The 12,846-nt window shown below is 70.7% G+C and carries 11 protein-coding genes and 1 riboswitch; of the genes, 10 read left to right on the top strand and 1 reads right to left on the bottom strand.

Annotation, left to right across the window (positions count from 1 at the left end; translation table 11 throughout):
- The 3 genes from FKV24_RS07735 to FKV24_RS07745 form a co-directional block, all read left to right on the top strand.
- The coding region (locus FKV24_RS07735) for a purine nucleoside phosphorylase YfiH/LACC1 family protein (RefSeq protein WP_141481966.1) at nt 1–334 on the top strand (334 nt) is incomplete at its 5' end.
- 138 nt (nt 335–472) lie between these two features.
- A complete protein-coding gene (locus FKV24_RS07740; RefSeq protein ID WP_141481967.1) occupies nt 473–2,062 on the top strand; it encodes a SulP family inorganic anion transporter in 1,590 nt (529 codons plus the stop codon).
- 81 nt (nt 2,063–2,143) lie between these two features.
- The gene (locus FKV24_RS07745; RefSeq protein WP_111267276.1) at nt 2,144–2,692 is read left to right on the top strand and encodes a DUF4166 domain-containing protein; all 549 of its coding nucleotides are present in this window, start codon (nt 2,144–2,146) and stop codon (nt 2,690–2,692) included.
- On the opposite strand, the gene FKV24_RS07750 is transcribed toward FKV24_RS07745, so the two are convergent.
- The gene (locus FKV24_RS07750; protein WP_170288245.1) at nt 2,650–3,837 is read right to left on the bottom strand and encodes a saccharopine dehydrogenase family protein; all 1,188 of its coding nucleotides are present in this window, start codon (nt 3,835–3,837) and stop codon (nt 2,650–2,652) included. The two genes, FKV24_RS07745 and FKV24_RS07750, sit on opposite strands and share 43 nt — an antisense overlap.
- Nucleotides 3,838–4,038: 201 nt before the next feature.
- Here FKV24_RS07750 and clpB point away from each other — a divergent pair, with 201 nt between their 5' ends.
- The 7 genes from clpB to cbiB form a co-directional block, all read left to right on the top strand.
- The gene (gene clpB / locus FKV24_RS07755; protein ID WP_141481970.1) at nt 4,039–6,624 is read left to right on the top strand and encodes an ATP-dependent chaperone ClpB; all 2,586 of its coding nucleotides are present in this window, start codon (nt 4,039–4,041) and stop codon (nt 6,622–6,624) included.
- A gap of 138 nt (nt 6,625–6,762) precedes the next feature.
- Nucleotides 6,763–7,020: riboswitch (cobalamin riboswitch) on the top strand.
- Between the two features lie 136 nt (nt 7,021–7,156).
- On the top strand, nt 7,157–9,001 hold the full coding sequence (gene btuB / locus FKV24_RS07760) for a TonB-dependent vitamin B12 receptor (protein ID WP_425481596.1): 1,845 nt from the start codon (nt 7,157–7,159) through the stop codon (nt 8,999–9,001).
- Nucleotides 9,002–9,056: 55 nt separating this feature from the next.
- The gene (locus FKV24_RS07765; protein WP_111267273.1) at nt 9,057–9,638 is read left to right on the top strand and encodes a hypothetical protein; all 582 of its coding nucleotides are present in this window, start codon (nt 9,057–9,059) and stop codon (nt 9,636–9,638) included.
- 10 nt (nt 9,639–9,648) lie between these two features.
- On the top strand, nt 9,649–10,254 hold the full coding sequence (locus FKV24_RS07770) for a hypothetical protein (RefSeq protein WP_170288246.1): 606 nt from the start codon (nt 9,649–9,651) through the stop codon (nt 10,252–10,254).
- Nucleotides 10,255–10,271: 17 nt separating this feature from the next.
- Nucleotides 10,272–10,889, top strand: coding sequence for a cob(I)yrinic acid a,c-diamide adenosyltransferase (gene cobO, locus FKV24_RS07775; protein ID WP_141481974.1), 618 nt, complete (start codon nt 10,272–10,274; stop codon nt 10,887–10,889).
- The gene (locus FKV24_RS07780) at nt 10,889–12,181 is read left to right on the top strand and encodes a cobyrinic acid a,c-diamide synthase CobB (RefSeq protein ID WP_141481972.1); all 1,293 of its coding nucleotides are present in this window, start codon (nt 10,889–10,891) and stop codon (nt 12,179–12,181) included. The genes cobO and FKV24_RS07780 overlap by 1 nt, the downstream gene beginning before the upstream one ends.
- A partial coding sequence (gene cbiB / locus FKV24_RS07785) for an adenosylcobinamide-phosphate synthase CbiB (RefSeq protein ID WP_141481975.1) occupies nt 12,181–12,846 on the top strand: 666 nt, incomplete at its 3' end. The genes FKV24_RS07780 and cbiB, both read left to right, overlap by 1 nt.

Below are 12,846 nucleotides of genomic sequence, written 5' to 3' on the forward strand. Positions count from 1 at the left end.
CACGCCGCCGGCGCGGCTGCTGGCCTGGCTGGGGCCGGCGGCGGGGCCGCAGGCCTATGAGATCGGCGCCGAGGTTCGCGACGCCTTCGTCGGCGCCGATGCGCAGGCTGCCGAGGCCTTCACTCCGACCCGCGCGGGGCACTGGCGGGTCGATCTGTACGCACTCGCGCGGCGGCGCCTGTGCGCGGCGGGGCTGGATGCCGGACGCATCCATGGCGGCGGCCTTTGCACGATCTCCGATCCGCAACGGTTCTTCTCGCACCGCCGCGATGGCCGCAGTGGCCGCATGGCCTCGCTGGTGTGGATCGCACCGGTCGCCGGCGCGGATGCATGAGCCGTCGGCGGTGCTGGTCTATGCTGCCCGACCGCCGTCCCACCGGCAGCCCGCAGTCCCGGGAGTCGCAATGAGCATCCCCCACGAACGGCGCCGGTCCGCACGGTCTGGACCCCACCGCCCTCACGGAGCACGTCGATGAGCATGTCCGCCGCGCGCCCACGCTGGTTCGTCGCCGGCGACCTCAACGGCTTCTTCGGCCTGGTCGTCGACAACCTGTCGATCCTGGGCTTCATCGCCGCCGCCCTGGTCGGGATCTTCGGGTTCCCGGCCGAGGTGGTGTTCACGCGGATGTTCCCCGGCACCGCGTTCGGGGTGCTGGTCGGCAACCTGATCTACACCGCGATGGCGCGCCGGCTGGCCCTGCGCAGCGGCCGCGACGACGTCACCGCGATGCCGCTGGGCCTGGACGCGCCGACCAGCATCGGCATGGCCCTGCTGGTGCTCGGTCCGGCCTTTGCCGGCTTCAAGGCCCAGGGCATGGACGAGGCCGTCGCGGCGACCGCGACCTGGCAGCTGGGCATGGCCTCGCTGATGGTGATGGGCACGCTGAAGCTGGTGCTGTCCTTCGCCGGCGACGCGATCACCCGGCTGGTGCCGCGCGCGGCCCTGCTCGGATCGATCGGCGGCGCCGCGCTGATGTTGCTGGGTTTCCTGCCGCTGATCGAGACCCTGCGCTCGCCGGTGGTCGGCTTCGCCACCTTCGGCCTGCTGCTGTACGTGCTGGTCGCGCGCGGGCCGTTGCCGGTGCGGATCCCGGGCGTGCTGCTGGCCTTCATCGTCGGCACCGCGCTGTACTACGGGCTCGGCCTGGCCGGGCTGGGCGCGCCCGGGTTCCGGGTGCCGGACGCGCTGCCGCTGGCGTTGACCCCGCCGTGGCCGGGCCTGGGCTTCGTCGACGGTCTGCCGTACACCGTGCCCTACCTGTCGCTGCTGCTGCCGTTCGGCCTGCTGATGGTGGTCGGCGGCATCAACGTCGCCGAGAGCGCGCGCGCCGCCGGCGACGACTACCGCACCCGCGACGTGCTGCTGGCCGAGGCGGTCTCGACCCTGGTCGCCGGTCTCTGCGGCGGTGTCGCCCAGACCACGCCGTATATCGGTCAGCCGGCCTACAAGCACATGGGCGCGCGCATCGGCTACACCCTGCTGACCGGCCTGTTCGTCGGCATCGGCGGCATGCTCGGCATCGTTTCCGGACTGGTGCAGTGGCTGCCGCTGGCGGTGCTGGCGCCGATCATCGTCTACGTCGGCCTCGACATCACCGTGCAGGCCTTCCACAGCACCCGCCGCGAGCACGCGCTGGCGGTGGCGCTGGCGTTCCTGCCGGCGATCGCCTACCTGCTGGTGATCAAGCTCGGCAATCCGGCCTTGATCGAGCCGGCCCGCTTCGCCGAGCTGTACGCGCACGGCGAGGGCAGCGGCCTGCCGGAACTGGCGACGATCGTGGTGCTGGGCAACGGTTTCATCATCACCGCGATGCTGTGGGCCTCGGCCCTGGTCGCGATGGTCGAGCAGCGGATGCGCCTGGCCGCCGCCTGGTGGCTGCTGGCCGCGGTGCTGACCCTGTTCGGCGTCATCCATTCGGTGCATCCGCAGGGCGGTGTCTACCTGCCGGGCGCGTTGGAGGGGCTGGCGCGCACGATCGCCTGGCAGTTCGCCGCCGGCTACGCCGCGCTGGCGCTGCTGCTGGGGTTGTTGTCGTTGCAGAAGCACAAACCGGGCGCCTGATCCGTTCCCGATGGAGGGGCGCCGGCCATGCTTCGCGCGGCGGGCGAGAGTGAAATAGGCATGACCAGGGGGAGTATCCGGATGCATCCAACCGTGTTCCAGCAGGTGCTGCGCGCACCTTTCTTCAATCTGCCCGAGTCGCTGCGCGCGCTGCATGGGATTCGTGGCGATGGCGTCTGGGTGGGCCGGGCCACGGTCGAGCGCGGTCGCAATCCGTTGGCGTGGCTGTGCGCGGTCGCGACCCGTCTGCCGCCGTCGATGACCGATGTGCGGACCCGGGTCGAGTTCAGCGCCGACGGCGATCGCGAGATATGGCGTCGCGATTTCGGCGGCCGCAAGATGGTGTCCACGCTCTACTGCCGCGACGGCCTGTTGTGCGAAAGACTGGGGCTGGTGCAGTTCCGGTTCGCCCTGCATGCGTGGGACGGCACGATCTTCTGGAACGTCGACGGCGTGCGGCTGCTCGGCCTGCTGCCGCTGCCGGCCGGGCTGTTCTCGGGCGTGCAATGCCGCGAGCGCGAACGCGAAGGCCGCTATGAATTCGAGGTCGAGGCGAAACTGCCGCTGATCGGGCGGCTGATCCGCTATCAGGGTTGGCTTGAACCCGGGGGGTGCCTCGAACCCGGTTGATATCCGGACCGCCGATGCTCGAGTTCCCCGGTCCGCGTCTCGACCGCGAAACCGTCGAGTGCCGACAGGTATTCGTCCAGAGTGAACAGATCCAGGCAGGGGCCGGCGCCCGCGCCGGCCAGCGCGCCCCGCGCCAGCTTCCGTGCCAGTACGATGGCCGCGGTGCACGGGACCTGCGGACCGTCGCCGTCGCGCAGGATCATCTGCCAGCGCAGCGACAGTGCATCGCCGCTCTCGCCGATCCCGTGCATGTCCACATGCATCAGGCCGGTGTCGGAGCCTGCATCGAGCCACCGTTCGCTCAGCCGCAGCAGCGGACCGGCCCACGGCTGCAGGCTGGGCAACAACCGCGCGCGCACCGCCCAGCTGCCCAGCCAGAGGCCGAAGTGCATGCGTCGCAATTCCAGTCCGGCGCGGAAGTCGCAGTGTTCCAGCGACGGATAGCGGGCCGGCAACACATCCAGGTCGGGGACCTCGCAGCGGGCCAGCCAGCGCGTGCCGAGGCCGGGCAGCCCCAGTCGGCGCAGCGATTGCCAGCCGTGGACCGTGCGACGCCTGCCATGCAGCAGGGCCGGGTAGGGGCGGCCGACGTAGCCGAGGATCGCGCGCGTGGTCGCCAGCCCGCGCGGCGTGCGGTTGCCGGGGGATATCCCGGCCTCGACCGCGTCGAGGCGGGTGAAGCGGTGCAGGTGGGCCTCAATCACCGCCGCGCTGAGGCCGGGCACGCTGCTGGCGCCGCTGACGGCGCGGCGGCCGGCGGCCTTCGCCTCATCCTCCAACGCGGCGAATCCGGCGACGAAGGCGCGCGCATCGGCCAGGTCGATGTAGTGCGCGCCGGCCCGCAACGCCGCGCGGGCGACCCGATAACCGTCTGGCGTGCAATCCTGTCCCTGGAACGGGCCGGCGGTATGGATGACCAGGTCGGGCCGCCGTTGTTCGAATGACTGCGCGACCGCCGCATCGTCGCTGGCGTCGAGCCGCAGTGGACGCATGGTCCGGCCGCAGACGCCGCTGGCGTCGATGAAGCGGCGGGCACGGTCGCCATCGCGCCCGGCGACGAGGATCTCGAAGCCGGCATCCGCGGCCAGTGTGCGGCTGATGCGGCCGCCGAACTGCCCGTAGCCGCCGAGGATCAGGATGCGCATGCGGCCATGGTAGGGGAGAATCGGGCGATATCCCCGCGGCGGCGTCCGGGCCCGGCGGCCGCGGTCCGGTTGCCGCGGGGTATCACGATCCCTGAACGGTCGCCGCCGCATCCTTGAACCTCGCTTGAATCGCCCGCCGCGCGACCGCATTTCGATGCCATCGCGGCGTTGGCGCCGCCCACGATTCCAAGGGGTTTGCAGATGCGGATGGACAAGCTGACATCGCGCTTCCAGCAGGCGATCGCCGATGCGCAATCGCTGGCGGTCGGGCGCGACAACAACGTGATCGAAGCGGTGCACCTGCTGGCGGCGCTGATCGACCAGCAGGGCGGCGGCACCCGCCCGCTGCTGGCGCAGGCCGGCGTCAACGTGCCGCTGCTGCGCGAGCGGCTCGGCGAGGCGCTGGACAAGCTGCCCAAGGTCTCCGGCCAGGACGGCAACGTCTCCGTCGGCAACGACCTGGCGCGCCTGCTCAATGTCACCGACAAGCTCGCCCAGCAGCGGGGCGATGCCTTCATCGCCTCCGAACTGTTCCTGCTCGCCGCGCTGGACAGCGGCACCGAGGCCGGCAAGCTGCTCAAGGCGGTCGGCGCCGACAAGGCACGGCTGGAGGCGGCGATCGACAAGGCCCGCGGCGGCGAATCGGTGCAGTCGGAGAATGCCGAGGACCAGCGCCAGGCGCTGGAGAAGTACTGCGTCGACCTGACCGCGCGCGCCGAGTCCGGCAAGCTCGATCCGGTGATCGGTCGCGACGAGGAGATCCGTCGCACCGTGCAGGTGCTGCAGCGCCGGACCAAGAACAACCCGGTGCTGATCGGCGAGCCCGGCGTGGGCAAGACCGCGATCGTCGAGGGCCTGGCCCAGCGCATCGTCAACGGCGAGGTCCCCGAGGGCCTGCGCGGCAAGCGCGTGCTGGCGTTGGACATGGGCGCGCTGATCGCCGGCGCCAAGTTCCGCGGCGAATTCGAGGAGCGGCTGAAGGGCGTGCTCAACGACCTGGCCAAGAACGAGGGCCAGGTGATCCTGTTCATCGACGAGCTGCACACCATGGTCGGCGCCGGCAAGGCCGACGGCGCGATGGACGCCGGCAACATGCTCAAGCCGGCGCTGGCGCGCGGTGAGCTGCACTGCATCGGCGCGACCACGCTGGACGAGTACCGCAAGTACGTCGAGAAGGACGCCGCGCTGGAGCGTCGCTTCCAGAAGGTCTTCGTCGGCGAGCCCTCGGTGGAGGACACCATCGCGATCCTGCGCGGACTGAAGGAGAAGTACGCGGTCCACCATGGCGTCGAGATCACCGATCCGGCGATCGTCGCCGCAGCGACCCTGAGCAACCGCTACATCGCCGACCGCCAGCTGCCCGACAAGGCGATCGACCTGATGGACGAGGCCGCCAGCCGCATCCGCATGGAGATCGACTCCAAGCCCGAGGAGCTGGACCGCAAGGAGCGCCGGCTGATCCAGCTGAAGATCCAGCGCGAGGCGCTGAAGAAGGAGAAGGACGACGCATCGAAGCAGCGCCTGGCCGATCTGGAGTCCGAGATCGCCACGCTGGAGCGCGAGTTCAACGATCTGGAGGAGGTCTGGAAGGCCGAGAAGGCGACCCTGCAGGGCGCGACCCGGGTCAAGGAGCAGATCGAGCAGGCCAAGCTCGAGCTGGAGGCGGCGCAGCGTGCGCAGGACTTCGCGAAGATGAGCGAGATCCAGTACGGCGCGCTGCCGGAGCTGGAGAAGCAGCTCAAGGCCGCCCAGGAGGCCGAGAAGACCGGCTTCACCCTGCTGCAGGACAAGGTCACCGCCGAGGAGATCGCCGAGGTGGTCGCGCGCTGGACCGGCATCCCGGTGTCGAAGATGCTGGAGGGCGAGCGCGAGAAGCTGCTGCAGATGGAGGATCACCTGCATGCGCGCGTGGTCGGCCAGGACGAGGCGATCCGGGTCGTCTCCGATGCGGTGCGCCGTTCGCGCGCCGGCCTGAGCGATCCCAACCGCCCGAGCGGTTCGTTCCTGTTCCTCGGGCCGACCGGCGTCGGCAAGACCGAGCTGTGCAAGGCGCTGGCCGAGTTCCTGTTCGACTCGCCGGACGCGATGGTCCGCATCGACATGAGCGAGTTCATGGAGAAGCACGCGGTCAGTCGCCTGGTCGGCGCGCCTCCGGGCTACGTCGGCTACGAGGAGGGCGGCTACCTGACCGAGGCGGTGCGCCGGCGCCCGTACAGCGTGATCCTGCTCGACGAGGTCGAGAAGGCGCATCCGGACGTGTTCAACATCCTGCTGCAGGTGCTCGACGACGGACGCCTGACCGACGGCCAGGGGCGCACGGTCGACTTCCGCAACACCGTGATCGTGATGACCTCCAACCTCGGCAGCCAGATGATCCAGGAGTTGTCCGAGGACGATTCCGCGGAGGGCTACACCAAGATGAAGGCGGCGGTGATGGGGGTGGTGCAGAACCACTTCCGTCCGGAGTTCATCAACCGGCTCGACGACATCGTGGTGTTCCATCCGCTGGGCAAGGCGCAGATCCGCGAGATCGCGAAGATCCAGCTCGCCGGGCTCGACAAGCGCCTGGCCGAGCGCGGCCTGAAACTGGAGCTGACCGACGATGCGATCGCGCTGCTCGGCAACGTCGGCTTCGACCCGGTCTACGGCGCGCGTCCGCTCAAGCGCGCGATCCAGCAGCAACTGGAGAACCCGTTGGCGCAGCGGATCCTGGCCGGCGAGTTCGTGGCCGGCGACACCATCCTCGCCGATGCCGAGGGCGGCCGGCTGGTGTTCCGCAAGGCCTGATCCCGACGCCACCGGGGGATGTCCGCGACGGCCCGGTTTCCCGGGCCGTTCGCATGTCCGGGGGCGGGCTCCGGGCTCATGCCGAAGGCTTGTTCCGCCATGCGCCATCGCATGGTGGGAGGGGCCCGGCTTGCTGCTAGACTGGCGACCGCCTGAGGTGACCGTCGCCCCGACCGGGACGACGGTTGAAACGGGAATCCGGTGCGCCGGACCGCCTTCCACGCCCGTGGACGCGCGGCCGGCAATTCCGGAGCTGCCCCCGCAACGGTAGGCGAGGCAAGGTCCGCATACGGCCACTGTGCTTGACGCATGGGAAGGCGCGGACCGGGAGCCGGCGACGACAGTCCGCCCGCTCCACTCGCGAGCCCGGAGACCGGCCCCGGGCATGACCCGACATGCGGTGGGCGATGTCACGGGCTGCGCGCTTGCCGCGCGCCGACTCGAACACGCCTCCCGTCCGTCGACGATGTCCCATGCCATCCGCGCGGGCAGGCGCGGTGAAGGAGTCCGTGTGCGTTGTTGCAATACCGTCGTGTTCCGTCGTCGCGCGCTCGCCGCGGCCTGTGCCCTGGTGTTTCCGGGCGCCCTGCTGGTTTCAGCCCCGGCCCTGGCCGAAGGCGCCGCCACCGATCTGGATGGGGTCGTCGTCACCGCCACCCGCACCGCGCAGACCCAGGACCAGACCCTGGCCGCGGTGACGGTGATCGACCGCGAGCAGATCGAGCGTCTGCAGCCGCCGTCGCTGCCGGACCTGCTGCGCGGCCGTGCCGGCATCTCGCTGGCCAACAACGGCGGGCCCGGCAAATCGACCTCGCTGTTCCTGCGCGGGACCGAGTCCGATCACGTGCTGGTGCTGGTCGACGGTGTGCGCATCGGTTCGGCCACCAGCGGCAGTGCCGCCTTGCAGGACATCCCGGTCGAGCAGATCGAGCGCATCGAGATCGTGCGCGGCCCGTTCTCCAGTCTGTACGGCTCGGAGGCGCTGGGCGGCGTGGTGCAGATCTTCACCCGGCGTCCGCGCGGTCCGTTCGAGCCCAGCGCGATGCTGGCGGTCGGCAGCCAGGACAGCCGCCGCGCCTCGGCGGGCGTGGCCGGCAAGGGTGGCGACGGCTGGTACTCGGTGCAGGCCGCGCACGAGACCACCGAAGGCATCAACGCCTACCGCGGCACCCGCAACTTCGACCCGGACCGCGACGGCTACCGCAACAGTTCGCTGAGCGTGCAGGGCGGCTACCGTTTCGGCGAGCGCTGGGACGGCGACCTGCGGGTGTTCCGCGCCGAGGGCCGCAACGAGTACGACGGTGGACCGGCGAGCGAGGCCGATACCGTCCAGCAGGCGGTCGGCGGCCGCCTGAGCTACAGCACAGGGCCGGGCTTCAAGCTCACCGCCAGCGCCGCTACCAGCGCCGACCTGAGCGACAACTATTTCGACGGCGCGTTCTCATCGCGCTTCGACACCCGCCGTCAGCTGGCCGGACTGCAGGCCGACATCGGCGCCGACGGCGGACTGCTGACGCTGGGATTCGACTGGCAGCGCGACGAGGTCGAGGGCACCACCGACTACGCGACCGACGTGCGGATCAATCGCGGCGCATTCGCGCAGTGGCAACAGACGTTCGGTACGCAATCGCTGCAGGCCAGCGTGCGCCGCGACGACAACGCGCAGTTCGGCGGCAAGACCACCGGCAGCGTGTTGTGGGGCTGGGACATCACCAACGCGCTGCGCCTGACCGCCAGCGCCGGCACCGCGTTCAAGGCGCCGACCTTCAACGAGCTCTACTTCCCTGGCTACGGCAATCCGGCGCTGGGGCCGGAGTCCTCGCGCAGCGTCGAGATCGGCCTGCGCGGCGAACACGGTTGGGGTCGCTGGTCGCTCAACGCCTACCAGACCCGCATCGACGACATGATCGCCTACGACGCCGACCTCGGTCAGTTCGGCGGTCCCAACAACATCGACCGTGCCCGCATCCGTGGCCTGGAGGGCGTGCTGGGGACCACCGTGGCCGGCTGGGAGCTGGCCGCGACCGCGACCCTGCTCGACCCGGAGAACGACGCCGACGTGTCCGGCTACCGCGGCAACGTACTGCCGCGACGGGCCAGGCGCAGCGGCCGCATCGATCTGGACCGCGGTTTCGGGGCGCTCAGCGTCGGCGCCTCGGTCACTGGCGCGGGCGCGCGCTACGACAATCTCGCCAACACCCGCCGGATGGGCGGCTACGGCCTGACCGACCTGCGCGTGGGCTACGCGCTGTCGCCGGCCTGGCAGCTGCGGCTGTCGCTCGACAACGTGTTCGACAAGCGGTACGAGACCGCGACCTTCTACAACCAGCCCGGCCGCCAATGGCTGCTGAGCCTGCGCTGGCGCCCGAACGACTGAGCGCCCCGCATCACGGCCATGGAACGGCCTTCCACCCACCTCGACGAGGCCCGCCATGAAGCCGTTTTCCAGACCGATGAACCTCGCCCTGTTGTCCGCGTTCGCCGCGCTGATGGTGGCGACGCGTTTCAACCATTTCGGCGACGCACTGCACCTGCCCGACGCCTCGATGGCGCTGTTCTTCCTCGGCGGCCTGTACCTGCGCCGGCACTGGCAGTTCGTCGCCCTGCTGGCGCTGGCGGTCGCGGTCGACTGGGTATCGATCGAGTACGCCGGGGTCAGCGACTTCTGCGTCACACCCTCGTATGCGTTCCTGCTGCCGGCCTACGCGGTGCTGTGGTACGGCGGCCGTCTGTACACGCCGAGGCTCGACGGACGAATCGGTCCGCTGCTGGGCGCGGCCGGCGTCGGCCTGGTCGCCGCCAGCGTGTCGTTCCTGATCTCCAACGGCGCGTTCTACTGGCTCGGCGGGCGCTACGAGAACCCGCACTTCGCCGAGTACCTCGCCCGCGCCTGGCAGTGGGGGCCGCTGTTCGTGCGCACCACGATGATGTACGTCGCCGTGGCGCTGGCGGTGCACGGCATCGTCGCCTTCGCCCAGCGCGGTCGTGCCGCGCATGCGGTCGACTCGCACTGAGGCCGCGATCATGAATGGCAAATCGAATAGCACCCTTGCGTTGGCTTCGGCGCGCGACCAGTGGGTGATCGGGCTGGCACTGGCGGCGCTGATGGTCGCCACCCGTGGCCAGCACTTCGCCAGCGTCGACGCGCTGCCGAGCGCATCGTGGGCGGTGTTCTTCCTCGCCGGCGCGCTGCTGCGACCGATGTGGGCGCTGCCGGTGCTGTTCGTGCTGGCGACCGCGCTCGACCTGGGCAGCTACGCGGCCGGGACGATCACCGACTGGTGCCTGTCGCCGGCCTACTGGGCGCTGGCCTTCGCCTACGCGTCGCTGTGGCTGGGCGGACATGTCTACCGCGGTCTGCATATGGACGCCTGGCGGACGTTGCCGCGACTGGCCCTGGTGCTTGTCGCCACCGCCAGCGTCGCCTACCTGCTGTCCAAGGGCGGTTACTGGTTCTTCTCCGGCCGTTATCCGGACCCGACCCTGGAGGGCTTCATCGCCCGCATTCCGACCTACTATCCGCGGGCGCTGGGGACGCTGGCCGGCTACGTCGGCGCTGCGTTCGCCTTGCGCGCGCTGTGGCGCGGCGCGACCCTTGGGACTCGTCGGACCGAGGAGGTGGCGCCGTGAGTCGCGGTTCCGAGCGCCTGGGGCGCAGCGAGGAAGAGCACTACCGGGAGCGTGCGCAACGCAAGAAGGAACTGGTCGATCGCCGGATCGCGCGGGCGACGATCGATCGCGGCGTGCTGGTGGTCAATACCGGCAACGGCAAGGGCAAGAGCTCGTCCGGCTTCGGCATGCTCGCGCGCTCGCTCGGGCACGGATTCCGCTGCGGGGTGGTGCAGTTCATCAAGGGCAGCTTCAGCACCGGCGAGGACCTGTTCTTCCGCGGCATGGGCGATGCCTTCGGCGAGCGCCTCGAGTACCACGTGATGGGCGAGGGCTTCACCTGGGAGACCCAGGACCGCGCCCGCGACATCGCCGCCGCGACCCGGGCCTGGGAGGTGGCGACGCGGATGCTGTCCGATCCGGAGGTCGACTTCGTGCTGATGGACGAGCTCAATATCGCGCTGAACAAGGACTACATTCCGCTGGACGCGGTGCTCGCCGCGCTGGCCGCGCGCCCGCCGCGCCAGCACGTGGTGGTGACCGGACGCGGTGCGCCCGACGCGCTGGTCGAGGCCGCCGACACAGTGACCGAGATGCGCCTGGTCAAGCACGCGTTCCGCGCCGGGATCAAGGCCCAACACGGAATCGAACTGTGATGGAAGCGGCCCGCTGCCCGGCATTGCTGGTATCCGCGCCCGCATCGGGGCAGGGCAAGACCAGCGTGACCGCCGCGCTGGCGCGCTGGCATCGCCGCAACGGACGGCGGGTGCGGGTGTTCAAGACCGGTCCGGACTTCCTCGATCCAATGATCCTCGAGCGCGCCAGCGGTGCGCCGGTGCAGCAGTTGGACCTGTGGATGTGCGGCGAGGCGGACGCGCGGGCGCGCCTGCACGCGGCCGCGCGCGAGGCCGACCTGATCCTGGTCGAAGGGGTGATGGGGCTGTTCGATGGCGCGCCTTCCAGTGCCGACCTCGCGCTCGCACTCGGCCTGCCGGTACTGGCGGTGATCGACGGCGCGGCGATGGCGCAGACCTTCGGCGCGCTGGCGACCGGCCTGGCGAAGTACCGCGAGGGCCTGCGGGTGCACGGGGTCGCGGCGAACCGGATCGGCAGCGCGCATCACGCCAGACTGTTGCGCGACAGCCTGCCGGCGGAGATCGCCTGGATGGGCGCGTTGTCGCGCAGCCCGGAGCTGGCGCTGCCGGAGCGCCATCTGGGCCTGGTTGCCGCCGCCGAACTCGCCGATCTGGACGCGCGCCTGGACGCGCTGGCCGATGCCTGGGGCGAGCATGCGACGACCGCGCTGCCGCCGCCGATCGGGTTCGCGGATGTCGAGCCGTTGCCGGTGCCGCGTCGGCTCGAAGGCTGGCGCATCGCGGTCGCCCGCGATGCCGCGTTCTGCTTCCTGTATCCGGCCAACCTCGCCCTGCTGCGCGAAGCCGGTGCCGAGTTGAGCTTCTTCTCGCCGGTGGCCGGCGACGCATTGCCCGAATGCGATGCGGTGTGGCTGCCGGGCGGGTATCCGGAGCTGCATCTGGACGCCTTGGCCGCCAATGCCGATCTGCATGCGGCACTGCGCGCGCATCGCGACGCCGGCCGGCCGTTGCTGGCCGAGTGCGGTGGTCTGCTGTTCGCGCTGCGGAGCCTCGTCGACCGCGACGGTCGCGGCGCGCCGATGGCCGGCCTGATCGCGGGCGAGGCGCGGATGCAGCCGCGCTTCGCCGCGTTGGGCATGCAGGAGGTGGAGCTGCCCGAGGGCACCTTGCGCGGCCACAGCTTCCACTACGCGCGCGCCGACATCGAAGCCACGCCGCTGACGGTCGCCCGCAATCCCAACGGTGGCCCGACCGCGGAAGCGGTCTACCGCGATCGCGGCATGACCGCCAGCTTCGTGCACCTGTACTTCGCCTCCAACCCGGAGGCGGCGGTACGGCTGTTGCGGCCGTGATCGCGGCGGCCGTCGCGATCGCCGCGGTCCTGCTCGACGCGATCTTCGGCGAGCCGCGGCGCGCGCATCCGCTGGTCGCGTTCGGACGCTGGGCGGGATGGATCGAGCGCGGCCTGCATGCCGACAGCCGCAGTCGTGGCCTGGTCGCCTGGTCGCTGGCGGTGCTGCCCTGGGTCGGCCTCGCCTGGTTGCTGGACGGTCTCGCGGCGCAGGTCTCGGGCTGGCTGTCGGCGGCCTTCTCCGCATCGCTGTTGTACGCGGCGATCGGCCTGCGCAGCCTTGGCGACCACGCGCGTCCGGTGGCCGCGGCGCTCGACACCGGCGACATCGAGGGCGCGCGCGCCGCGGTCGGCCGCATCGTCAGTCGCGACACCGCGGCGCTGTCGAGCGAGCGTGTCGCCGCCGCCGCGACCGAATCGGTGCTTGAGAACGGCAACGACGCGGTGTTCGGCGCGCTGTTCTGGTTCCTGTTGCTGGGCGCGCCGGGGGTGGTGCTGTACCGGCTCGCGAACACGCTCGATGCGATGTGGGGCTATCGGACGCCGCGCCTGCACCGCTTCGGCTGCGCCGCGGCGCGCATCGACGACACGCTGAACCTGTTGCCGGCCCGATTGACCGCGGCGACCTATGCCTTGTGCGGCCATGGCGCCACGGCCTGGCGCTGC

The organism is Marilutibacter maris (assembly GCF_006546735.2).
GTDB classification, from domain to species: Bacteria; Pseudomonadota; Gammaproteobacteria; order Xanthomonadales; family Xanthomonadaceae; genus Marilutibacter; species Marilutibacter maris.